This is a genomic window from Chryseobacterium sp. CG10_8, from assembly GCF_058117085.1.
Genome location: NZ_JBYVEB010000005.1, coordinates 1 through 20,718, shown reverse-complemented (window position 1 = coordinate 20,718; position 20,718 = coordinate 1). Strand labels below are relative to the sequence as shown.

18 protein-coding genes are annotated in these 20,718 nt (G+C 35.8%); 12 read left to right on the top strand and 6 right to left on the bottom strand.

Going from position 1 to position 20,718, the window contains the following annotated elements; genetic code table 11:
• Positions 1-18: 18 nt before the first annotated feature.
• The 3 genes from AC4AGG_RS01795 to AC4AGG_RS01785 all read left to right on the top strand — a co-directional run bounded on the left by AC4AGG_RS01795 (position 19) and on the right by AC4AGG_RS01785 (position 3,088).
• Positions 19-1,014, top strand: coding sequence for a DNA-directed RNA polymerase subunit alpha (locus AC4AGG_RS01795; RefSeq protein ID WP_489770262.1), 996 nt, complete (start codon positions 19-21; stop codon positions 1,012-1,014).
• Between the two features lie 6 nt (positions 1,015-1,020).
• Positions 1,021-1,575 carry a 50S ribosomal protein L17 gene (rplQ, locus tag AC4AGG_RS01790; protein ID WP_489770261.1) on the top strand — a complete coding sequence of 185 codons (555 nt, stop codon included), beginning with the start codon at positions 1,021-1,023 and terminating at the stop codon, positions 1,573-1,575.
• A 136-nt stretch (positions 1,576-1,711) separates the two neighbouring features.
• Complete coding sequence (locus tag AC4AGG_RS01785; protein WP_489770260.1) at positions 1,712-3,088, top strand: T9SS type A sorting domain-containing protein; 1,377 nt, start codon at positions 1,712-1,714, stop codon at positions 3,086-3,088.
• Positions 3,089-3,168: 80 nt separating this feature from the next.
• Here the strand turns inward: AC4AGG_RS01785 and AC4AGG_RS01780 are convergent, their stop codons facing one another.
• Positions 3,169-3,603 carry a hypothetical protein gene (locus AC4AGG_RS01780; RefSeq protein ID WP_489770259.1) on the bottom strand — a complete coding sequence of 145 codons (435 nt, stop codon included), beginning with the start codon at positions 3,601-3,603 and terminating at the stop codon, positions 3,169-3,171.
• A 196-nt stretch (positions 3,604-3,799) separates the two neighbouring features.
• Between AC4AGG_RS01780 and eno the strand changes: the two genes are divergently transcribed.
• The 5 genes from eno (at position 3,800) to AC4AGG_RS01755 (ending at position 9,249) form a co-directional block, all read left to right on the top strand.
• Entirely contained in the window at positions 3,800-5,092 is a 1,293-nt protein-coding gene (gene eno / locus AC4AGG_RS01775; RefSeq protein WP_489770258.1) for a phosphopyruvate hydratase, read from the top strand.
• Positions 5,093-5,195: 103 nt separating this feature from the next.
• Positions 5,196-5,504 (top strand): hypothetical protein, encoded by a 309-nt coding sequence (locus AC4AGG_RS01770; RefSeq protein ID WP_489770257.1) that lies wholly within the window; start codon positions 5,196-5,198, stop codon positions 5,502-5,504.
• Positions 5,505-5,591: 87 nt separating this feature from the next.
• Complete coding sequence (locus AC4AGG_RS01765) at positions 5,592-6,758, top strand: BspA family leucine-rich repeat surface protein (protein WP_489770256.1); 1,167 nt, start codon at positions 5,592-5,594, stop codon at positions 6,756-6,758.
• 178 nt (positions 6,759-6,936) lie between these two features.
• Entirely contained in the window at positions 6,937-8,223 is a 1,287-nt protein-coding gene (locus tag AC4AGG_RS01760; RefSeq protein ID WP_489770255.1) for a citrate synthase, read from the top strand.
• A gap of 111 nt (positions 8,224-8,334) precedes the next feature.
• A complete protein-coding gene (locus tag AC4AGG_RS01755; protein WP_489770254.1) occupies positions 8,335-9,249 on the top strand; it encodes a dimethylarginine dimethylaminohydrolase family protein in 915 nt (304 codons plus the stop codon).
• On the opposite strand, the gene AC4AGG_RS01750 is transcribed toward AC4AGG_RS01755, so the two are convergent.
• From AC4AGG_RS01750 to AC4AGG_RS01735, 4 genes are all read right to left on the bottom strand, one after another.
• Positions 9,250-9,909, bottom strand: a complete 660-nt coding sequence (locus tag AC4AGG_RS01750) for a copper homeostasis protein CutC (protein WP_489770253.1) — start codon at positions 9,907-9,909, stop codon at positions 9,250-9,252.
• Between the two features lie 227 nt (positions 9,910-10,136).
• Complete coding sequence (locus AC4AGG_RS01745) at positions 10,137-11,606, bottom strand: alpha-L-fucosidase (protein WP_489770252.1); 1,470 nt, start codon at positions 11,604-11,606, stop codon at positions 10,137-10,139.
• Positions 11,607-11,811: 205 nt separating this feature from the next.
• Positions 11,812-12,801 carry a glycosylasparaginase gene (locus AC4AGG_RS01740; protein ID WP_489770251.1) on the bottom strand — a complete coding sequence of 330 codons (990 nt, stop codon included), beginning with the start codon at positions 12,799-12,801 and terminating at the stop codon, positions 11,812-11,814.
• A gap of 150 nt (positions 12,802-12,951) precedes the next feature.
• Positions 12,952-15,228 carry a glycoside hydrolase family 20 protein gene (locus AC4AGG_RS01735; protein WP_489770250.1) on the bottom strand — a complete coding sequence of 759 codons (2,277 nt, stop codon included), beginning with the start codon at positions 15,226-15,228 and terminating at the stop codon, positions 12,952-12,954.
• Positions 15,229-15,318: 90 nt separating this feature from the next.
• On the opposite strand from AC4AGG_RS01735, the gene AC4AGG_RS01730 reads away from it, so the two are divergent.
• Both AC4AGG_RS01730 and ctlX read left to right on the top strand, forming a co-directional pair.
• Entirely contained in the window at positions 15,319-16,134 is an 816-nt protein-coding gene (locus tag AC4AGG_RS01730; RefSeq protein WP_489770249.1) for a DUF4197 domain-containing protein, read from the top strand.
• Between the two features lie 235 nt (positions 16,135-16,369).
• A complete protein-coding gene (gene ctlX, locus AC4AGG_RS01725) occupies positions 16,370-17,317 on the top strand; it encodes a citrulline utilization hydrolase CtlX (protein WP_489770248.1) in 948 nt (315 codons plus the stop codon).
• 106 nt (positions 17,318-17,423) lie between these two features.
• Here the strand turns inward: ctlX and AC4AGG_RS01720 are convergent, their stop codons facing one another.
• Positions 17,424-19,625, bottom strand: a complete 2,202-nt coding sequence (locus tag AC4AGG_RS01720) for a TonB-dependent receptor domain-containing protein (protein ID WP_489770247.1) — start codon at positions 19,623-19,625, stop codon at positions 17,424-17,426.
• Between the two features lie 235 nt (positions 19,626-19,860).
• Here AC4AGG_RS01720 and AC4AGG_RS01715 point away from each other — a divergent pair, with 235 nt between their 5' ends.
• Both AC4AGG_RS01715 and AC4AGG_RS01710 read left to right on the top strand, forming a co-directional pair.
• Entirely contained in the window at positions 19,861-20,274 is a 414-nt protein-coding gene (locus AC4AGG_RS01715; protein ID WP_489770246.1) for a carboxypeptidase-like regulatory domain-containing protein, read from the top strand.
• Positions 20,207-20,718, top strand: a 512-nt coding sequence (locus tag AC4AGG_RS01710; RefSeq protein WP_489770245.1) for a hypothetical protein, incomplete at its 3' end; no start/stop codon positions are given. The genes AC4AGG_RS01715 and AC4AGG_RS01710, both read left to right, overlap by 68 nt.

Here is a 20,718-nt window from a genome sequence, read left to right as displayed (position 1 = left end):
TTTGCTCAACCAAATCATATGGCTATTTTACAATTTATTAAACCAGACAAAGTAATCCTGCTCAATTCTGATGACTTTAGTGGACAGTTTGAGTTCCGTCCATTGGAACCCGGATTTGGACTTACCATTGGAAATGCGCTAAGAAGAGTATTACTCTCTTCATTGGAAGGTTATGCTATTTCATCAATTAAAATTGAAGGTGTAGAGCATGAATTTTCAACGATTCCGGGAGTAATTGAAGATGTTACTGAGATTATCCTTAATCTTAAGCAACTTCGATTGAAAGCAAAAGCTGAAAATACACCGGGAGAACAAGTTCATACTAAAATTTCAGGTCAAAGCGTTGTAACAGCCGGAGACCTTGGAAAAACAATGAACGGATTTGAAGTTTTGAATCCAGAACTTGTTATCTGTAATATGAAAAAAGACGTATCCTTCGAAATCACTTTCAATATTGAAAAAGGAAGAGGTTACGTTCCATCTGAACAAAACAAGTCCAACAATGCTCCACTTGGTACGATTGCTATTGACTCCATTTTTACTCCTATTAAGAAAGTAAAATATGCAATAGAAAATTATCGTGTTGAGCAAAAGACTGACTACGAAAAGTTAGTATTGGATATTGAAACAGACGGTTCGATTACACCACAGAATGCTTTGACAGAAGCATCCAAAATTTTGATCTATCACTTCATGTTGTTCTCTGATGAAAGAATCACTTTGGAAACCGAAGCGGTTAAAGCATCTATTCAATATGATGAAGAAACGTTGCATACAAGACAACTTTTGAAATCCAAACTTTCTGACATGGATCTTTCTGTAAGAGCTTTGAACTGTTTGAAAGCTGCTGAAGTGGAGACTTTGGGTGAATTGGTTTCTTATAGCAAATCGGATTTAATGAAATTCAGAAATTTTGGTAAAAAATCTTTAACAGAATTGGAAGAATTGGTGCATTCTAAAGGTCTTAACTTTGGTTTCGATACTTCCAAGTATAAATTAGACGCTGATAAATAATTAGAAATGAGACACGGTAAAAAAATCAATCACTTAGGAAGAACTGCACCGCACAGAAAAGCAATGCTTTCCAATATGGCATGTTCTCTTATTGAACATAAAAGAATCAATACAACTGTTGCTAAAGCTAAAGCTCTTAGAGTATATGTAGAACCGCTTCTTACAAAATCAAAAGACGATACTACACATAACAGAAGAACAGTTTTCTCTTACTTACAAAGCAAAGAGGCAGTTTCTGAACTATTCAGAACTGTTGCTCCTAAAATTGCAGAACGTAACGGAGGATACACAAGAATCATAAAAACTGGTTTCAGACAAGGTGATGCTGCTGATATGGCAATGATCGAATTGGTAGATTTCAATGAGATCTATAATCCTAACGGAGAAGAGAAAAAGACTACAAGAAGAAGCAGAAGATCTACTACTGCAAAAAAAGCAACTGAGAAAGTAGCAACTATCGAAGACGCTAAAGAAGAGAAAGTAGAGCCTAAAGCTGAAGTTGTAGAAGAAACTCCAGCTGCTGAAGCAGCTTCTGAGGAAGAAACTAAAACTGAAGAATAATTAATCTTTAGTACAGATAATCAAAACCGTTCAATTTTTTGAACGGTTTTTTTATTTTTAAAATCACCCTAATGGGTAATTTCATTCGCGCATGGTTTTCATGACCTTTGTAGGACTAATCATTAAACTACAAATTATGAAAACAATTTTCTCTTTTTTAGCCATTGCTTTTAGCATTATTTTGGGTAATGCACAACAATTGGATTCTACTTTCGGGACAGGAGGTAGAAAACTCTTTTCCGATCAAGGGACTGTGTGGGGCTTCACGGTACAACCTGATGGTAAGTTGATCCTCACAGGAAGAACCGTAGATAACTTAGGATTTGTTTATCGATTAAATGTTGATGGGAGCTTTGATACCTCTTTTGGAAGTGGTGGTAAAGCTATTTTTTATGATGATGCCTTCCCATTGTATATTATTGGCTATCCAAAAGTCCTTTCTGATGGCAGTATTTTGGTTGCTAGCGAGGCATTGAATAATGCTGGAAACTATTGGAAAGATCGGATTATGAAGTTGACACCCAATGGTATCCTTGACACAAGCTTTAACCTACCGTACATTTATACACCTATGTATTTGGTTGATTATGACCTTCTGTCTAATGGCAAGATAGTGATGATTGAGGGGGATACCAACTCCTTGAGAAGATATAATACAAATGGAACCTTGGATACAACATTTGGAAGTTCGGGCATTTTCGCTTTAGTCAATGTTAATGAGTTAGCCAACATCCAGGTGGATCGTGCTACTGACGATATTTTCTTTTCGGATTATCAATTTTTTGGTAATTGGAGAGTAAGTAAAGTGTACAATGCAGGAGGGCAAAGTTCTACCTTCAATGCTTTTACAGGAAATCTTTCCAATTTCAAAATGTTCAACAGCGAGCTTTATCTTTCGGGTTATGATTCCACCGTTAACACTAATATGATAAAAAAAGTAAGTACCTCTTTAGCTTCGGTGACCTCTTTTGGCACTTCAGGGACCGCCATGATGCCTGGTGCAAATAATTTAGAAATTGCTTTTCAGCCTGATGGTAAGATTCTTCAACTAAATTCTGATGACGGAACTAATATTGTTCAGTTAGCCAGATTTTCTTCTTCTGGGATTTCCGATTCAGCTTTTGGTTCTGGGGGGATTTTCCAATTTACACAAAGTGAATTTTCCATGATTGATTCGATGTTTTTTCTGTATAATACTTCAAATAGCACAATTTATACGCTTACCACCAACACTGAAAATGATTTTGTTATCTCTAGAATCAAATTTGGGACTCTAGCTACGTCAGAAGCTGAAGGTTCGTCAATGACTTTTTATCCCAATCCGGTTAAAGACCAACTTAATTTTTCAAATACACTTAAAACCGCACAATTGATTTCAGCCGATGGCAAAGTTATTATTGATAATATCGAAGGTGAATCTATTGATTTGCGTGGATTACAAAAAGGGGCATATTACTTAGTAGGAAGTGATATAGATGGAAGGAAGGTTTCAGAAAAAATCGTCAAAGAATAATTCTCATCAACTCAGCAAAATTTGTAAAAATAAAAGCTGCCCGCATGGACAGCTTTTGTTTTTTTAAAGCGTTATCGAATTTAGATACCTCTCGCTTTACGAAGCTCAATGATTTGACCTCCTTGCTCAATCTTGAGGGAATCACCAACTGAAGTAATGGTGATATCCTGATTTTTGTAAGTTGATTTACCATTTGCGGTACTTTCTAGATCTCCAATAATTGCTTTTTTGTTACTGAAAATATTTATTTTTTCGCCTTCATCTGATTTAATGAAGGTGACTTTGGCAGAAGCACCATCTGTTGCAACATAACGATAGGTTGTTTCGGTGGTGGTTTTGCCATTAGTAGTAGTGGTTTTCACACTTTTACTAGTGCTGTCTATTTTGCCATTTTTCTCAAATTTCTCCATTTGGATTTCTTCCTTAACAACACTTTTATTTCCTTCGGCACTTTTATTACATGCACTTAACAGCAGTAATGTCCCGAGCATACTTCCATAGATCGCTACTTTCATAATATTCTAAATTTGATTTAAAATTACGAACTTTTCTCTTATTTCCCACACTAAGAACCAAATTCTTATGAGGAAGAGCCACCTAATTTTGATTTTTTTGAATTAACTGATAAATATTAATGTTCTTTAATTCTCTGAGACTTCAAATTTGCCTAAATTTGTGCCGTTAAAATTTTGAAAATTTAAATAAAAAAATATGAGTTACATTTCGTACATCGAAGCAAGACAGATTCTTGATTCAAGAGGAAATCCAACAATTGAAGTGGATGTATTTACAGAAAGTGGAGCAATGGGTCGCGCAGCGGTTCCTTCAGGAGCTTCAACAGGAGAGCACGAAGCTGTAGAATTACGTGATGGTGGAGACGCTTTCATGGGTAAAGGAGTTATGAAGGCTGTTGAAAACGTTAGAGAAGTTATCGCACCTGAGTTAATCGGACTTCCGGTTTTTGACCAGAATTTGATTGACAAAATCATGATTGAATTAGACGGAACCAAAAATAAGAGCAAATTAGGAGCTAATGCCATCTTAGGTGTTTCTTTGGCTGTTGCGAAAGCTGCAGCAACGGAATTGAGAATGCCTCTTTATAAATATGTTGGTGGGGTAAGTGCTAACACACTTCCTGTACCAATGATGAATATCATCAACGGAGGTTCTCACTCTGATGCGCCGATTGCATTTCAAGAATTTATGATTATGCCGGTTAAGGCTAAAGATTTCACTCACGCAATGCAAATGGGAACTGAAATTTTCCATAACCTTAAAAAAGTATTACACGACAGAGGTTTAAGCACTGCTGTGGGTGACGAAGGTGGTTTTGCACCAACTTTAGACGGTACTGAGGATGCTATCGAAACTATCGGAAAAGCAGTTGAAAACGCTGGTTACAAATTTGGTGACGAAGTAATGATTGCATTAGACTGTGCTTCTGCTGAATTCTATACTGATGGAAAATATGATTATACCAAATTCGAAGGAGATAAAGGAGCGGTAAGAACAAGCCAAGAACAAGCTGAATATTTAGCTGAACTTTGCAGCAAATATCCAATTATTTCTATTGAAGATGGTATGGATGAAAACGATTGGGAAGGATGGAAATTGTTGACCGAAAAAATTGGAAACAAAGTACAATTGGTAGGTGATGATTTATTCGTTACTAATGTAGAAAGATTATCAAGAGGGATCGAGCAAGGTATTGCAAATTCAATCTTAGTTAAAGTTAACCAAATTGGTTCTTTAACAGAAACGATTGCGGCTGTTAATATGGCGAAAAATGCAGGTTATACTTCAGTAATGTCGCACAGATCTGGTGAGACAGAAGATAATACCATTGCAGATTTGGCTGTTGCTTTAAACTGTGGTCAGATTAAGACTGGTTCTGCTTCTCGTTCAGACAGAATGGCGAAGTACAATCAATTATTGAGAATCGAAGAAGCTCTTGGAGAAACTGCAATTTTCCCAGGATTAGACGCTTTCAAAGTAAAAAGATAATTGATGTAGGATCAATTTAAAAAATTAAATGAAGTCGCTTATTTTTCTTAAGCGACTTTTTTTTGTTGTATAATTTGCTAGGTTTCAATATCTTTAATGAAAAATGCAATGCTTCAAAAACTATTTCCTTTATTTTTTTTTCGTTTTCTTTCAGCTACTAGAAGCTCAAAACGAGTTTATCACCATTTGGCAACCCGGCATCACAACTAGTATTCCCCAGACGGTTGATGCTCCTTTTCAGGCTAATACGGATCAAATCTGGTTTCCTGGAATTGGACAAAATTATACTATTGAGTGGGAAGAAGTTGGTTATCCTGCAAACAATGGAACGATGACCAATGTGACATCAACATCGCAAGTCTTGATTGATTTCGGACCCAAAAGAGAAAATGGTAGTGGTTTGGCAACGTAGTACCGTGTAAAAGTTTCTAATGGGAATGGTGTTTTTCAGCAGATAAAGTCAATTTCCTACCAAGTTGGTGGTATAATTGTAACAAATATGCAATTAAAAGGAAGCCTTGATAAGCTCTTGGAAATTGAGCAATGGGGAAATATTAACTGGACATCAATGAATGCAGCATTTGCGAATTGTCAAAGGGTACAATTGTCAGCAGTTGATGTTCCAAATTTGAGTAATGTCACAGATGCTTCTTTAATGTTTTATTTGGCTACTAGCTTTTCTGGAGCTCCTTCTATGCAAAATTGGAACGTTTCAAATATTGAAAATTTTAGTCATGCATTTGACAGCCGACATCAAAGTCAAGTCTATGCTTCTGGGGAGACATTTAATTCGCCTATAGGTACCTGGAACGTATCTTCTGTTACGGATATGAGTTTTATGTTTTCTGGAAGACAGTTTTTTAATCAAAACTTAAATTCATGGAATGTTTCTAATGTCACTAATATGGCTTGGATGTTTGCGATTTGTCCAGTATACAATCAGTCTCTTAATAATTGGAATACAGTAAGTCTGGAAAATATGGAGTTTATGTTCTTTAACGCAGCGTTGTTCAATCAGCCTTTAAATAGTTGGAATACTTCACATGTTATTAAAATGAACCAAGCTTTTTCATATGCAACATCATTTAATCAACCTTTAGATTTGTGGGATGTAAGTAATGTCACTACAGTTAAAGCAATGTTCGACCATACAAGTTCTTTTAATCAGTCTCTAGGCAGCTGGGATTTTAACTCTCTCACTAATGCATCTGGGGCTCTCAACATGACAGAGATCGATTGTCAAAATTATAGTGCAACGCTTGCAGGTTGGGCTGATAATCCTAACACCCCCAATAATATTAATTTGGGACTGACGGCTCCATCGCAATATGCGACTAATGTTGTTGATAAAAGAAATGTATTGATTAATGGCAAAGGTTGGATAATACTAGGAGATTCCCAGGGCAGTTGTTATTTGTCAATATTTGAAAACCAGAGTGAAAAGTCTCGTATTACGATTTATCCCAATCCTACAGCTGGAATTGTACATCTAGAAAATACTTCGGATGGTTCTTTCTATAGCGTAATTGATTGGACGGGAAAAGTTGCGAAAAGTGATGTGATTAAAGGCAAGATGATCGATATTGGAGATCTACCTAAAGGAGTCTATCTGTTACGAGTGTTTGAAAAGAAGGGAGCACAAATTTTTAAGATAATAAAAGAATAATTTATAAATATTGAATCTTTTTTAATATTTTGAAAATCAAATGATTAATTCGAGAATTGCTTTTTTACTAATATGCAATAAATATTGATAGAATTTCGCTAAAAAAATAATTGATTACAACAGCTCATTGTATTTGATTTTTAGAAATCATTTCCGTATTTTTAGCAAAAAATTAAGCATGTCAGATAATAAAGTTATTCTCAATTACGACGGGAAAGCATTTGAATACCCAATTGTTGATAGTTCATTAGGAGATCGAGGGATTGATATCTCAAAATTAAGAGACGAAACAGGACTTATCACTTTGGATTTAGGTTACAAAAATACTGGTGCAACCATCAGTGAAATTACCTATTTGGATGGAGATAAAGGAGAACTCTACTATCGTGGTTATCCAATCGAACAAATTGCAGAACATTCTAACTTTACAGAAGTAATGTATCTATTGCTTCATGGGGAGTTGCCTAACAAGGATCAATTTAATGGTTTTACAGATGCTTTGAAAAACTACAACTATGTAGCTGAAGAGATGAAGAAGATCATTGACGTATTCCCACGTTCTGCGCATCCTATGGGAGTTTTATCTTCGCTTACTTCTGCTTTGACGGCATTTAATCCAAGAGCAGTGGACGTTAGTTCCAAAGAAGATTTGGATCACGCAGCAGAAATGTTATTGGCAAAATTCTCTCACCTATGTGCGTGGACTTATAGAAAAATCAAAGGTTTGCCTTTGAATCATGGTGATAATTCTCTTAACTATGTGGAGAATTTTTATCGCATGACATTTAGATTACCATACGAGAAATTCGAAATCGATCCAGTTGTAGTTAGTGCTTTAGACAAATTATTAATCTTGCACGCAGATCATGAGCAAAACTGTTCGACTTCTACAGTAAGAATGGTAGGTTCTGCGCATACAGGATTATTTGCTTCTATTTCAGCTGGTGTTTCTGCGCTTTGGGGACCACTTCATGGTGGTGCTAACCAAGCGGTAATCGAAATGCTGGAAATGATTGAAAAAGATGGAGGAGATGTTGCTAAATATGTTGCAAAAGCTAAAAATAAAGAAGATAACTTCAGATTGATGGGCTTTGGTCACAGAGTGTACAAAAACTTCGATCCTCGTGCTAAGATTATCAAGAAAGCAGCAGATGATATCTTGAGTAGTCTTGGTGTAAAAGATAAAGCGTTAGATATTGCAATGCAGTTAGAAAGAGTTGCTTTGGAAGATGAGTACTTCGTAGAAAGAAAATTATATCCAAACGTAGATTTCTATTCTGGTATTATTTACAGAGCTTTAGGAATCCCAACAGAAATGTTTACTGTAATGTTTGCATTAGGAAGACTTCCAGGATGGATTTCTCAATGGAAAGAAATGAGACTTCATGGAGACCCAATTGGTCGTCCAAGACAGGTTTATCAAGGAGCTTCTGTAAGAGATTATATTCCGATGAACAACAGATAATATTGCGTTTAGCATAGATATAGAAAGCCTTTCAAATTATTTTGAAAGGTTTTTTTATTAATTTTTTGCCTAGATGCGTCTTTGTTTTATATTTGTAACAAGTACAATTTTATGATACTCAACGTCAAAAACGAAACTTCAAAACTCAAATCTGTCGTACTGGGACTGCCCAATTCTATGGGACACCCACATTCTTTGGAAGATAGCTATGATGCTAAGTCATATCATTCTATCCAGAACTGTATTTATCCATGTGAAAAGGATATCGTTGATGAAATGACAGAATTTGAAAGAGTTTTGAAAAAGCATGACGTCGAAGTCTATAGACCAAGTATTATTAAGGATTACAACCAGGTTTTTGCTCGTGATGTTGCTTTTGTGATAGATGACCTCATGATTATCTCTAATATCATCGAAGATCGTTACGAGGAGCAAGATGCGTATAGAAGAATTTTTGCAAGGGTAGGATGGAAGAAAATCGTTAATCTTCCAGAGACCGCTCATATCGAAGGTGGAGACGTCATTGTATGGAATGATTTTATTTTTATTGGGACTAGTTATGACCGAGATTATAGAAGCTTCAAAACGGCTAGAACAAACGAATATGCTATCGAAATTCTAAAAGAATATTTCCCTAAAAAAAGGATTATCGATTTGGATCTTAAGAAGAGCGACACCGATCCTTACAGTGGAATTTTGCATTTGGATTGTACATTTAATCCAGTTGGTCATGATAAATGTATCATTTACAAAGACGGTTTTGTGGACGAAAGTGACTATCGCTTACTTTTAGATATTTTCGGCGAGGAAAACTGTTTCCATGTAACCAAAGAGGAAATGTTCGAAATGAATCCTAATATCTTTTCGATTTCACCAGAAATTGTGGTTTCTGACCAAACTTTTACAAGAATGAACAATCACCTTCGAAACGAATGGGGAATGACGGTTGAAGAAATTCCTTATCGTGAGATCTCAAAAATGGGCGGTTTATTACGTTGTTCAACCATGCCTTTGGTGAGAGAATAATCAGACCGATACTTTCAGTTTTTTAATTTCATCCTCATTAGCAAAAGACTCGTAACTCAGGATTGCAGACGAATGAAACAATTTTCCTTTCGTGTATTCTCTCAATTCTTGAATGTTACTGGAACGAACGCCACCACCAATCAATATATCAATTTGGTCAGAATACTTTTCGACCAAATGTTTGAGGTTGTCTTTACCTTCCATCGCCGAATTTTTTCCTCCAGAAGTTAGAACGGTCGAAAATCCTAATTCAATTAAAGTCTTAATGGATTTATCTAAATTTTTAGTTCTATCAAATGCTCTATGAATGGTACAAGGAATTCCTTCGGCAAGTAGAATTAGTTCTTCGTTTTTGTCGATGTCGATTTCGTTATGCTCGTCAAGAATACCAAATACAAAACCGTCGGCTCCAGCTTTTTTAAATTCAATTAAATCTCTTTTCATTTGGTGAAATTCCTCATCCGAATACAAAAAAGAGCCTCCACTTGGACGAATCATCACCATAATTGGTTTGTCGTAATGTGCTTTCAGATAACGGAATTCTTCAATATGGGGAGTTAGTCCACCAACTTCAATAGCGGAACATAATTCAATTCTATCAGCAACGGACTTCAAAGCGGTTTCCGCAGAAGTCATTTCAAAACAAGCAATTTCTAACATTAATTTTTGGTTTAAATTTTATTTTTTTTACCAATGAAAAGGTACAAAATTATTCCACAAAACAAGGGTGTTATATTATTTAATCCTTGAAAAAAATCACTAAAATACAACATGAAGGCTAAAGCTCTAATCTCTGTTATCTAAGTTACACTGTGGTTAAATCATTATTTTAACACAGAGATACTGCGGACACAGAGGCTGTGGTGAAAATTTTATAAAATAAATTATTAATCCTTCAAATCAATTTGTAAGACGTACAAATATTCTTTGTTCAAAGTTTTATCGTTAGGGATTTTGATGATGGTCTTTTCGTTTTTTGAAGAGACGTTTAGTTTTATTTTTGGAAATCCAACAACCGAAATCTTCTTCACCTTTTTAAATGGAACGCTCTCCAACGAAATATCGTGAGATTTGTCCATGGCAAATGCGTAAACAGTTTTGCGGTCTTTGGTTTCGGTAAATCGGATATTTTCGCCTTCACCGAACTGTTTATACATTCGGGTTTCGTAGATGGATTTCCCGTACTTCGTCATCCAATTTCCTATATCTTCCAAACTAGAATAAGCCGTGGAATCCCATTCTCCATTTTCATCAGGTGCAATGTTGAGCAAGAAATTTCCGCCTTTACTCACCACATCTACTAATTTTTTGATGAGTTCCTCCGAGGATTTGTAAACGTCATTTTCTTTGTAGCTCCAACTCGTGGCCATCGTCATGCAAGTTTCCCAAGGATAAGGCAAACCTTCTTTCGGGATTTCTTGTTCAGGCGTCAAATAATTTTGATACGGCCCTTCACATGCTCGGTCAACAACCAACACATTCGGATTGTGGTTTCTCGCTTTTCGGGCAAGTTCTTCAATTTTAATATCCTGACTTTGCGGATTTCTCAGATATCGAACGCCTTCGATTTCTTGACTAAGGTAGTCTCTAACCGCTTCATCCGACGTTTTTCTCACCCAACCTCCATCCAACCAAAGGATGTCCACTTTTCCATAATCGGACATGAGTTCTTCGATTTGATTGTGCGTGTAGTCCACAAATTTTTGCCACTTTTCAGGATGTTTTGAGATTTGATAATTAGCGTTTCGGTCGGCAATTGGGAAGTTTTTCCACCAATAATCATCGCTATGCCAATCTGGCTTCGAAAAGTAGGCTCCAATCCATAAATTTTCCTTTCGGAAAGCGTCAAAAACTTCTTTGGTAATATTACTTTTTGGGTTTTCTGAAAACGGGCATTCGGTGTCTGTCACTTTATAATCCGTGTATTGGGTATCGAACATACAAAATCCGTCATGATGTTTGGTGGTGAAAATCATGTACTTAATTCCTGCTTTTTGTGAGGCTTTTGCCCATTTTTCAGGATTAAAATTTTCCGGGTTGAAAGTTTTTTTTAGATTTTCATAATTCTTTTTGTAGGCATAATAATCGTCCTCATTTTGACCTTTTTTGCGCTCTCCTGTTGCCCATGGAATATCTTCTGGACAAAGTGTCCAACTCTCAACAATTCCCCATTGACTGTACGTTCCCCAATGCATGAGCAAGCCAAATTTTAAATCCTGCCACTTTTCTAATTGTTGATGAATATTAGGATTGGGGTCGGGATAATATTTTTTCTCCGTTTTTTCTTGAGCTAAAAAAAATTGAAAGCTAAAAACAGCAATGAAAATTAGTTTGAAATGAAAGTTATTTTTCTTCATAATTGATATGATAGTTTTTGTCCCTTCGTCGGAATCTTTTGTTGTCTAAAACGCTTTCTTTGGAATGACGTGATTGGTGCGTAAATTAGTATTTTAAATCTTAAAAAATAAACCATGAAAGGCACAAAAGTTTTTTACATTCCAATTGTAATAACCTTTAATTTAGATTTCAATAATTACTTTTCTGACTAAATTAAATATTTCTTTAAATTAAAAACTTGGAGTCAATTAGTTCTTTCTTATTCTCTGACCGAACCGCATAGTTGAATCCTTTCTGCAAGCAGAATGCTCCCGTTCCACCATTTTTGTTTAAGGCAATAAAACCAATTTGAATATCCTTTGGATTTTTCTTGCGCATCATGATGAATTTGTGAATTCTCTTCACCGCTTCTTCACACGCTTTTTGAGGCGATTTTCCTTGACGCATCAGTTCCACCACAAGATGAGTTCCACAAGTTCGGATGACTTCCTCGCCGTGTCCAGTTGCCGTCGCCGCGCCAACTTCATTATCGACGTACAATCCTGCACCAATAATCGGAGAATCTCCAACACGACCATGCATTTTGAAAGCCATTCCACTTGTGGTACAAGCTCCTGAAAGATTTCCATCACCATCCAAAGCAATCATACCAATCGTGTCGTGATTTTCGATATTGACGACAGGTTTGTATTCGGATTTTTTCAACCATTCTTCCCATTCTTTTTTTGAGGGTTCGGTCAAAAGATTTTCTTTTTTGAATCCTTGTTCCAATGCAAATTGTAAAGCACCTTCACCAACCAACATCACATGAGGTGTTTTTTCCATCACGGCTCTTGCCACCGAAATTGGATGAACAATATGCTCCAAACACGCCACAGAACCTATATTTCCCATTTCATCCATGATGCAAGCGTCCAAAGTGACACGTCCATCTCTGTCTGGTCTTCCTCCTAAACCGACACTTCTTTCGTTGGGATCGGCTTCGCAAACTTTAACTCCCGATTCTACAGCGTCCAAAGCATGACCACCTGTAGAAAGGGTTTTCCAAGCTTCTTCGTTGCATTGCAAACCAAAATTCCAAGTGGAAAGTACGACAGGTTTAGTAACTTTTGAGGACGATTTTGGAAGAAATTCTTCGGCTTTTAATGGATTTAAAGCTAAAATGGCGGATAAGATTCCAGCTTTTTTTATAAATTTTCTACGGTTGGTGTTCATATCTTTTTTTGAATATAAATTGTGAATTGATTTGTTTTAAAACAATTTTGTTAGAATTGTTAATTTTTTCAATTTGAGTTTCATGTTTAAACTACCCCGTCAAAATTTTTATATAAAAATTTTGCCACCCCTTCTAAAAGAAGGGGAATATTAATTAACAGATATTTCATCCACAAAAAGCCAAGCTGGATTTCCTGCACCTTCTTTTCCATCGGGAATAATGCCGTAGTTTTGGATTTCTATTTTGATGAATTTTGAATTTTGTTTTTTGAAATTAATTGAAACTTTTCCGCCACTTTTTGTAATATCTTCAGAAGACATTCTTGAAATTTCATTGAAGTTGATACCGTCATTTGAAACCGAAATAATCGCTGATTTCGGTAAATAAATCCAACTTCCTTGTCGGTCATAAGCGTTGAAATTTAATTGAGAAAATTCTGTTTTGGTTCCAAAATCTATGGTTGCGACACAATCTTTTCCACCAAATCCTAACCAATTTTTCCCATGATTTTTTTCATGACCTTTTACGGCGTTAACCAATGCAGAAGCTCCTCCAACAGAGTAAGCTTCGCTTGGAGGGACTTGTAATTCTATTTTTTTTCCAGTGGACTTAGAGTAAACAAATTCTTGTGAAACTGTTGCACTTATTTTTTGATTATTCTCAAAAGTAGCCGATTTCACTGCCATTGATTTTTCAATTTTTAAAGGTTGTGAATAAGATGGTGAATCTGGAGTAGGTTCGGTTCCATCGGTTGTAAAATGCATGAAATCGTTTGGTTTAGCAGAGGTAAGTTCATAAAAGATATTTCCATCTTTATCAGCATCAATTTTCCCTGAAACTTCAAAAATTGCTTTACTATAATGGATTCCGAGTTTATCCAAAATTTTGAAATGTTCAGTCACTCTTTTTTCAAAACCTTTGTAATCGTTGGGATTAGATGTTCCCCAAGCAACTTCCGAAAGCGCCATCATTCTTGGAAAAATCATATGTTCAACATGTGGGAAATCCAAAATATATTCTGTCCAAAGATTTCCTTGAGTTCCCCAAATATACTTAGCTTCTTCTTCATTCAGCGCATCTGGAATTGGATTGTATTGATAAACTTTGTTTAACTTCAAATCTCCACCAATAGAAATAGGCTCAGTTTCGGGATTTCCTTGATAATAATCGAAATAATTAGTGGAAGTCGGCGTCATAATCGCCTTATGTTTGGTCTTCGCCGCTTGAATTCCGCCTTCAATCCCTGTCCAACTCATTACGGTAGCATTTGGAGCTAATCCGCCTTCCAAAATTTCGTTCCAACCTATGATTTGTTTCCCTTTTTTGTTAATGTATTTTTCCATTCGGGTGATGAAATAACTTTGGAGTTCATGCTCGTCTTTCAACCCTAAATTTTTAATTAAATTTTGGCAAAACTCGCTTTCTTTCCACACTTTTTTAGGAGCTTCATCTCCTCCGATATGGATGTAATCGTAAGGGAAAAGTTCAACCACTTCATCAATAACACCCTCCAGAAATTTGAAAGTTTCTTCTTTAGGACATAAAATATTGTCTTCGACACCCCATTTTTTAGAAACTTCAAAAGGACCTTTAAGACAAGATAATTCAGGATATGAAGCTAAAATAGCAACGGCGTGTCCCGGCATTTCGATTTCGGGGACAACATTGATGTGTCGTTCTTTGGCGTATTTGACTACCTCTTTAATTTGTTCTTGAGTGTAGAATCCACCATATTTTTTGTCGTCAAACTTCATGTCCGAATATGCGCCAACTTGCGAACCATTTCGCCAAGCTCCAATTTCGGTTAGTTTTGGATATTTTTTGATTTCGATTCTCCAACCTTGGTCATCAGTCAAATGCCAGTGAAACGTGTTGTACTTGTACATGGCGAGGTAATCGATGTATTTTTTGACTTCTTCTACTGTAAAAAAATGACGAGCTACATCAAGGTGCATTCCGCGATACTCGAATTTTGGGTAGTCTTGGATTTCAAGGTTAGGGATTTCGCCTTTTTCTTTATAGATTTCAAATAATTGAGCTAAAGTTTCAAGTGCGTAAAATTGTCCTTTTTCACTTTTCGATTTTATAAAAATATGATTGCTGTTAATAATTAATTCATATTTTTCAAATTCGGAGAATCCATCGTACGGTAAGAGAGGTTGATTAGAAGCTGAAATATTAGGTCTGTTTTTATCATCAGAGACTTTAATTTCAATACCATATTTTGAAAAAATATTTTTAAGGCTTAGAAAAGTATCATTAGATACACCCTTTTCTGCAATTAAGTTTTGAGGAATTTTAAAAACACCTTGCTTTATTTTTATCTTCTGAGGATAGGGAATTAAAGGCAATTTTTCCTGAGAGAAATGAATTTGAAAAAAGAAGATTGCTAAGAAAGTTAAAAGCGGTATAGATATTGTTTTCATCGGACATTTAAAGTTCTTAAAAATACAAAATATTTTGAAGTGCAATTAACTTCATGAACTCAATGCCATCCAAAGTCTAAATTCTTTATAATGAAAAAATCTATCATTCTCCTTTTTGTAATTTCGTTTTCAGTTTCAACCCAAGCTCAAATATTAGATGTACTTAATAGTACAGTGAAAGATAAAACTGGTGTAGATATCGGAAAAGCAACCATATCTTCAACTAAAACAACTTCTGGAACAAAAACTTCAACAACTTCAACGACCAATAATTCTGGTGTTAATCTTGGGAGTTTGACATCCTCTCAAATTTCGTCAGGTTTGAAGGAAGCTCTAAATGTTGGGGTGAAAGAAGGAATTACCAAATTGGGTGTGCAAGACGGATTTTATAAAAATGAAGCCGTGAAAATTTTGATGCCTGAAAAATTGAGAGTAATTGATACCAAATTGAGGGCTTTAGGTATGGGAAAGGTGGCTGACCAAGGAGTTTTGCTTCTTAATCGAGCGGCAGAAGATGCAGTGCAAGAAGCAACGCCTATTTTCGCCAATGCGATTACATCGATGTCCTTCACAGATGCCAAAAATATTTTGTTGGGGAACAATAATGCGGCAACAACCTATCTTCAAACGAAGACACAAAATCAACTTTTTACTGCATTTCAGCCTAAGGTTAAGGCTTCTTTGGCAAAAGTGGGAGCAGATACCGTTTGGAAAGGATTAATTTCTAAATATAATCTTCTGACAGGGCAAAATATTACCACGGATCTTAACGAATATGTAACCAATGAAACCATTAATGGCGTTTTCAAAATGGTTGCAGATAAAGAAAGCGGAATCCGAAATAGTTCTACCATGAGAACCACCAGTTCACTGCAAAAAGTATTCGGTGTTTTGGATAAAAAATAAATTGTCCACTAATAATATATGGATATCTGTTTTTTTGATATTGATCGTTTTAACGCAACAAGCGCAAAGATTTTTTTAATGATCTATTGTTTTCAGGTTCGCAAAGGCGTTTCACTTAGGATATTCGCAAAGATGTGACCTGACGATCATCAAAAAACATATCAGCAAAATCAAATAGTGCCTTGAGAAAGGTGCTATTTTTTTATCTTTGGGTTTCTAAAATTCTGAAATCAAAATGCAGACAACCGATACCGTTCTCATGATAGAGCCAATCGCTTTTGGCTACAACGCTCAAACCGCTGAAAATAATTACTTTCAGGTTAATTCTGAGAACTCTGATACGCAGGCAAAAGCCTTGCGGGAGTTTCAAAATTTTGTTGAGAAGCTTCGTTCGAAAGGCATTAATGTAATTACAGTAAAAGATACATTGGAGCCACACACGCCCGACTCTATTTTCCCAAATAATTGGGTGAGTTTTGGTGCAGATGGAACTGTGTTTCTTTATCCGATGTTTGCTCCTAATCGCAGGGATGAAAGGAGAGAAGAGATTATCAATGAAGTTAGGAATCAAGGTTATGAGATTAAGGAAATTGTTGATTTATCAGGTTCTGAAAACGAGAATTTGTTTTTGGAAGGGACTGGAAGTATGATTTTCGACCACGATAATCAATTGGCTTATGGTTCGGTTTCGTTGAGGTTAGATGAAAAATTATTTAGAGATTTTTGTGCAAGAATTGGATATCAACCAATTGTTTTTCATTCCTATCAAACTGCGGGAGCAGAAAGACTTCCTATCTATCATACCAATGTGATGATGTGCGTTGCGGACCGATTTGTTGTGATTTGTTTGGATTGTATTGATGATGAGATTGAAAGAGCTCATGTGGTTGATATGATTACGAAGTCAGGAAAGGAATTGATTGAAATTTCAGAAAGTCAAATGCAACAATTTGCTGGTAATATGTTGCAAGTAAGAAGCTCAGATGCTTCGACTTCGCTCAGCATGACACCAAAAACATTTCTGGTGATGAGTCAATCTGCATATAATTCTTTGACACAAGAACAAATTTCGAGTATTGAAAAATATTCGGAGATTATTTATTCAGATTTAAATACCATAGAGGTTAATGGTGGCGGAAGTGCAAGATGTATGTTGGCAGAAGTTTTTTTGCCAAGAAAATAAATGCTTCGACTTTTTTCAGTGTGACATAAGTCAAAAGAGTAAAAACTAAAAACCACCGAAAGATTCCGGTGGTTTTTCAATTTAGTTTGATATGAATGTTTGAAATTTAGTTTCCTGTTCTTTGTTTGATGTCATCAGCTGCACTTTGAATAGAGCGAATTTTTTTCACTTTTTGGTTTCCAAAATTGTAAGTGATGCTTAAAGCGCCCTTTTGGCTATATTGATACTGATTGATGCTGTTAAAGTTTCCATTAGCTTGCTGATCAAAAATTTGGATTTTGTTGGTTCTTAAAACGTCATAAAAGTTAAAAGCAAATGTCCAATTATTCCAAAGTTTTTTCAAAGACAAATCGAGCTGCTGAATTGGATCCAACGTTCCCAAATCCTGACGAGATTTTCCAAGATAGAAGTAGTTGACTCCTAGATACCAGCTTTTCTTTTTGTCCAGTCTAATGTTGTTATTGGCTTGGAAGAAAGGGGTCGCCAGAGTATAATCAAATACAAAAGGATCAAGAACTTCATTGGTAATTGGATCGGTGTCGACAGAACCTTTGAAAGTATTCACTTGTAGTCCTATTACAACATTTGCGGTCCAAATTTGCTTAAAGAAAGACTTGTTAAATCCTAGATTTGCTGCAAAATTATTTTCGGTTCCATAATTGGTTCGGATGTAACGGATGGTATTAACACCATCAACTACTTTTTGTAAAGGAACCTGCGTAATTGCATCTCTGGTGTAGGTATCCTGAATCTGAATAAAATATGTCCCTTTCCACATGTACATCAGCTCTTGGTTATAGACTGAAGACGCTTTCATGAAAGGATTGTTCTGCACGTAATTAACCTCTGTTAAATAAATTCTAACTGGATTAATTTCCCAAAAACTTGGTCTTCTCACTCGACTGGTAAAGGCATAAGACCACATGTGATTTTCACTCGGGTTGTAGTTCAAACTTAGTGTGGGTAGAATGTTGGTGTTGTTTCTTTTGACTGTAGTGGTAGTTCCTAATATTTCACCAAAACTATCCGTGAACTCCAAACGAGTCCCTATTTTTCCTGAGAATTTGTCTGAAAAACTCTTTTCTAAATTCAAATAAATACCACCTATTTTTTCGTCATAAACAAAATGGTTACTTTGGTTTTCATCTTTGCTGAAAATTCCTGTTGTTGTATCAAGTGTTTCAAAGTAAGTGTCGTTATCTGTTTTTGTTTTGTTATAGTTACCTCCCGCTCCTAAAGTAAACGATTTAAAGGCTTTTGTATAATCTACTGTTGCTGAATAATTATCAATTTTTTGAGGTGCTTTTTGATTAAACTCCGATTGTTTTTTGATGATTTCGTTCGCCCAATTTACCTCGTTAGTGATATTGTTGTTGAATTCCGTTTTGTGGAAGTTAAGGTAAGCGGCATTGAGATTCAGTTTACTAGTACCATCTTCATCGAATTTTACTTCGTAGTTGAGGTTGACCGAATGATTGGTGTCTTTTCCGTGACCAATGTTTTTGGAATTGGTATATTCTGATTCATTTATAATATTGAAAAAATCAGAATGCATTTCTGGTGTTTCACTCGTCCAGAGGTTGTAGTTAAGACCTATATTCTGTCTTTCGGTCAAAGCGTAATCCATGTTAATGTATCCTCCGAGATTTCTATCTTCATTGTCAACACTTCCTATGGATTTGTAGCTATATTCATCATTTCCATTAAATAGTGTATAATCTTGATTTCTCATATTGTCGCTAAAGCTTAGGCTTGCATTAGCTCCAAATTTTCCCTTTCTTAGGTTGATATTTCCAGATGCGGATTGGCTGTTTTGTTTTGCTTGGGTATTCCCGAAACGCAGATTTCCGTTCGCGCCATCATCCATTTTTTTCTTCAAAATGATATTGATAACGCCTTCGGAAGACTCTACATTGAATTCGCTTCCTGGCAAGGTAATTACCTCAATTTTCTGGATGTTTTCCGCTGGTGTATTTTTTAAAAACCCTTCCAAAGACTCTGCATTCATTTGGGTTTTTCTACCATTGATGTAGATCACTGCATTATTTTTTCCAGCGATCTTTAAGGTTTTATCGTCTGTTGAAGAAACCAAAGGGGTAACTTTGAGAAGGTCAAAAGCGGTGTTTCCTTTAGCAACAGGAGAGTTAGCAACATCATAGACCAAGCGGTCTGATTTTTTTTGAATAATTTTCTTTTGAATGGTGACTTCCTTAATTGCGGAAGTCTTGACTGAATCCGCTTTAGCTTTTTCTTGTGAAAAGGCGAGGAGGCCTGTAAGTAAAAATAATGAGATAGATATTTTTTTCATGTTTTGATATTCTTTAGTTGATGGTGGTGGTAATCTTTACTTTAAATATTTGAAATGCTGGGTCAAATGTTATGTTTAGTATCTTGTTATACAAAGTACAACTCTGCAACATTCCGAACTTTTCTATATAAGACATCTATAAGAGCGAAATGTTACAACTTTTTAATTTTTTTTTTAATCCGAAGTGCAACTATTATGAAAATCAGTATCTTTATAGTAATAAAAAAATATCAATATGAAAAAAGTTTTACTTTATTTTATGCTTTTTGCATTTTTTACTAATTCATGTAAAAGCGATTCGTTCTACGAAGATGTAGACGAACAGAACGTCGAATTTCAATATAATTACGGCAACGCTGTTAACCGGACTTTTTATGGTCAGGTTTTGGATAGGAGTGGTAACCCTGTTTCGGGAGCCACGATTTCAATCGGGACTTCTACGGTTCAGACAACATCTGAAGGTTTCTTCATGATTAAGAATGCTCCAGTGAAGGAAAAATTTGCACATATAAAGGTGACTAAGACCGGCTTTGTGGATGCTTCAAGAGTCTTGATTCCAACTAACGGAGATAGTCAATATTATGATGATTCCTATTACCACGACTTCTACCATTGCAACAGGTGCAACAAGTACCGTGACGCTTCCTGATGGTACGTCTGTCAAATTTGATGGAAGTTTTAAAGATGCTAATGGTAACGCTTACTCAGGTAATGTCAATGTTGCAGTTTTTAATCTTTCAACAACAGATACTTACTTTAATGAGACTATGCCAGGAAGTCTGTTGGCAAGTGGAAGTAGTGGAGAAGCCCGTATGTTAGAATCCTATGGAATGATGCATGTGCAGTTAACAGGAAGTGCTGGTCAAGATTTACAAATTGCAAGTGGACATACAGCTCAAATTACTTATCCAATTGCTTCTTCGCAAGCTTCGTCTGCGCCGGCAACTATTCCGTTGTGGTCTTTTAACGAAGAGATGGGGATTTGGGTTGAAGAAGGTACTGCGACAAAAGTTGGGAACAAGTACGTTGGGAATGTTTCACATTTTTCTTGGTGGAATTGTGATGTTCCCAATCAAATGGCGCATTTAAATCT

Excerpts from the sequence above, each read along its gene's own strand:
- AC4AGG_RS01795 (WP_489770262.1), top strand. The coding sequence starts at position 19 with ATGGCTATTTTACAATTTATTAAACCAGACAAAGTAATCCTGCTCAAT.
- rplQ (WP_489770261.1), top strand. The coding sequence starts at position 1,021 with ATGAGACACGGTAAAAAAATCAATCACTTAGGAAGAACTGCACCGCAC.
- AC4AGG_RS01785 (WP_489770260.1), top strand. The coding sequence starts at position 1,712 with ATGAAAACAATTTTCTCTTTTTTAGCCATTGCTTTTAGCATTATTTTG.
- AC4AGG_RS01780 (WP_489770259.1), bottom strand. The coding sequence starts at position 3,603 with ATGAAAGTAGCGATCTATGGAAGTATGCTCGGGACATTACTGCTGTTA.
- eno (WP_489770258.1), top strand. The coding sequence starts at position 3,800 with ATGAGTTACATTTCGTACATCGAAGCAAGACAGATTCTTGATTCAAGA.
- AC4AGG_RS01770 (WP_489770257.1), top strand. The coding sequence starts at position 5,196 with ATGCAATGCTTCAAAAACTATTTCCTTTATTTTTTTTTCGTTTTCTTT.
- AC4AGG_RS01765 (WP_489770256.1), top strand. The coding sequence starts at position 5,592 with ATGCAATTAAAAGGAAGCCTTGATAAGCTCTTGGAAATTGAGCAATGG.
- AC4AGG_RS01760 (WP_489770255.1), top strand. The coding sequence starts at position 6,937 with ATGTCAGATAATAAAGTTATTCTCAATTACGACGGGAAAGCATTTGAA.
- AC4AGG_RS01755 (WP_489770254.1), top strand. The coding sequence starts at position 8,335 with ATGATACTCAACGTCAAAAACGAAACTTCAAAACTCAAATCTGTCGTA.
- AC4AGG_RS01750 (WP_489770253.1), bottom strand. The coding sequence starts at position 9,909 with ATGTTAGAAATTGCTTGTTTTGAAATGACTTCTGCGGAAACCGCTTTG.
- AC4AGG_RS01745 (WP_489770252.1), bottom strand. The coding sequence starts at position 11,606 with ATGAAGAAAAATAACTTTCATTTCAAACTAATTTTCATTGCTGTTTTT.
- AC4AGG_RS01740 (WP_489770251.1), bottom strand. The coding sequence starts at position 12,801 with ATGAACACCAACCGTAGAAAATTTATAAAAAAAGCTGGAATCTTATCC.
- AC4AGG_RS01735 (WP_489770250.1), bottom strand. The coding sequence starts at position 15,228 with ATGAAAACAATATCTATACCGCTTTTAACTTTCTTAGCAATCTTCTTT.
- AC4AGG_RS01730 (WP_489770249.1), top strand. The coding sequence starts at position 15,319 with ATGAAAAAATCTATCATTCTCCTTTTTGTAATTTCGTTTTCAGTTTCA.
- ctlX (WP_489770248.1), top strand. The coding sequence starts at position 16,370 with ATGCAGACAACCGATACCGTTCTCATGATAGAGCCAATCGCTTTTGGC.
- AC4AGG_RS01720 (WP_489770247.1), bottom strand. The coding sequence starts at position 19,625 with ATGAAAAAAATATCTATCTCATTATTTTTACTTACAGGCCTCCTCGCC.
- AC4AGG_RS01715 (WP_489770246.1), top strand. The coding sequence starts at position 19,861 with ATGAAAAAAGTTTTACTTTATTTTATGCTTTTTGCATTTTTTACTAAT.